Annotated in this window: 2 protein-coding genes; one reads left to right on the top strand and one right to left on the bottom strand. The window is 65.1% G+C overall.

Going from position 1 to position 2055, the window contains the following annotated elements; translation table 11 throughout:
• Nucleotides 1-130: 130 nt before the first annotated feature.
• Nucleotides 131-895, bottom strand: coding sequence for an MBL fold metallo-hydrolase (locus tag JOZ06_RS10775; protein ID WP_293232258.1), 765 nt, complete (start codon nt 893-895; stop codon nt 131-133).
• Nucleotides 896-970: 75 nt separating this feature from the next.
• On the opposite strand from JOZ06_RS10775, the gene JOZ06_RS10770 reads away from it, so the two are divergent.
• Nucleotides 971-1855 carry a LysR family transcriptional regulator gene (locus JOZ06_RS10770; protein ID WP_293232256.1) on the top strand — a complete coding sequence of 295 codons (885 nt, stop codon included), beginning with the start codon at nt 971-973 and terminating at the stop codon, nt 1853-1855.
• Nucleotides 1856-2055: the final 200 nt, after the last annotated feature.

Raw genomic sequence — 2055 nt, 5'->3', positions numbered from 1 at the left:
AAGAAGAAGGGCTGGAATCACGCTGGTTCACGCTGGCGGAGATGGAGCGCATGATCATCGCCGGCGAGATCATGGACAGCAGCACCATCGCCGCCTTCGCCTTGGCGCGCGCCCAAGGCATGCTGCCGGGCTAAAGACGCAGCGGCGCGCCACGCTCAAGCGGCCGCAACCGCTCGGCGATGCCGAGCGTGGCGAACGACGCCGCCAGTTCGGCCGCGCTTTCCTTGAAATGCCCCCAACCCTCGTTATGCACCGTTACCACTTGCGCGCCGGCAAACGCATGGGCGGCGGCGATGGCATCGTTGCTGTTCATGGTCATGTGGAACCGCCCTCTCGGCTGCGCGGCGCCGGTGAACAACATGATCACCCGCGGCGAAAACCGCCGCGCAATCTCGGCAATACCGTCGTACCACACCGTGTCGCCACTGACGTATAGCGTATCGCCCGGGGCGTCGACACCCAGCAAGAACCCCGTGACGTCGCCGGAGATCGGCTCGATCCCCTCCGGGCCATGCCGCGCCGGCGTGGCGGTCAGCCACAGCCGCGTGCCGCCGGCATCGAGCGCCACCGTCTCGAACGGCGCCAGGCCGCGGGCCAAGTCGCCCAGCCGGGCCGCGCCGGCGGGGGTGGTGTAGGTAACCGGTACACTCGGCAGCATTGCCCGCCCGGCATGATCCAGATTGTCGATATGTTGGTCGTGCGTCAGCAAAACCGCATCGAGGCGGCCGAGCGCCGCGCGCGACAGCGCCGGGCCGGTCAGCTTGTCGAACGGAATCGGCGTATCGCGATACGCACCAGGCGGATCGAACGTCGGGTCGGTCAACAGGCGCAAGCCGCCGATTTCAATCAAGGCGGTCGGGCCGCCGATCAGCGTCAAGGTCAGAGGGGTCGTCATGCTGTGTCTCCTTCAGGGGTAGGCAACACAGCGTAAAGCTTTGCGCGATGCTCGAATATTCACTAAATTTCCACCATGACTGTTAAATTTCGCACACAGCCCGATTGGGAAGACATCCGCCATTTCGTGGCGCTGGCGCGCCACGGCAGCCTATCGGCCGCCGCCCGTGCCTTATCGGTCAACCATGCCACCGTGGCGCGGCGCGTCGAGGCATTGGAGACGACGCTCGGCTGCAAGCTGGTCGAGCGGCGCCCCGACGGCTACGTGCTGACGGCACAGGGATGGCAGATTCTGGCGCACGCGAGCCGGATGGAGGCCGCCGCGGGAGCCCTGAGCCGTGGCGGCGCGCAGACGGCCGTCACCGGCCTCGTGCGCATCAACGCCACGCCCAGTCTTGCCCAACTGGTATTGGTGGCCTGGCTGGCCGAATTGGCGCAAGAACAGCCGCGACTGGATTTGGAATTGGCGTCGGATGTGCGCCAAGTCAGCTTGGAGCGCCGCGAGACGGACATTGCGCTACGTCTGGACCGCCCACAGGATGGCATGGTGATCGCCCGCCCGCTGGCGGAGATCGGCTTTGGATTCTATGCGCTGCCCGCTTGGCCGGAGCGGCTCGGCACGGGGCAAGCGCCGGTGTTCGTCGGTTTCAGCGAGAGCCACGCCCACCTGCCGGAAGCGCAGTGGCTGCAACAACACTACCCGTTGACCCGGCTAGCCGTGCGCGCCGATACCCAGCTCGCGCAAGCCGCGGCCGCCGAAACCGGCGTGGGTATTGCCTTGCTGCCGCACTTCGTCGCCCGCCACTATCCACGGCTCAAGCCCTGTGCCTTGCCGCCCCGGCCGCCGTCGCGCCCATTATGGCTGGTCACCCGCGGCACAGAACGCAACGATCCGGCGGTACAAACCGTGTGCGCCTTCCTGGCTGCGCGCTTCGAGCGGGAAGCGGATCGTTTCGCCTGATCGCAGCATAACCTCGTCACTGACAGCCATAACGGCTTGCATTTAACGGTATCCGTTATATTATTGTAACCATGACGATTCGCTCATTCCGGTGTGCCGACACCTTAGCACTTTACGAAGGGGCTAGCCCCAAACGGTTTCGTAACATCGAAAACGTTGCGCACCGCAAATTGCAAATGCTTGACGATGCGGTAGAGCTG

Origin of the sequence: Paludibacterium sp., assembly GCF_019232825.1 — a bacterium.
Taxonomy (GTDB): domain Bacteria; phylum Pseudomonadota; class Gammaproteobacteria; order Burkholderiales; family Chromobacteriaceae; genus Paludibacterium.
This window is presented reverse-complemented; position numbering and strand designations above follow the sequence as displayed.

Bases quoted from the DNA above. Each gene is read 5' to 3' on its own strand.
- JOZ06_RS10775 (WP_293232258.1), bottom strand. From the start codon at position 895: ATGACGACCCCTCTGACCTTGACGCTGATCGGCGGCCCGACCGCCTTG.
- JOZ06_RS10770 (WP_293232256.1), top strand. From the start codon at position 971: ATGACTGTTAAATTTCGCACACAGCCCGATTGGGAAGACATCCGCCAT.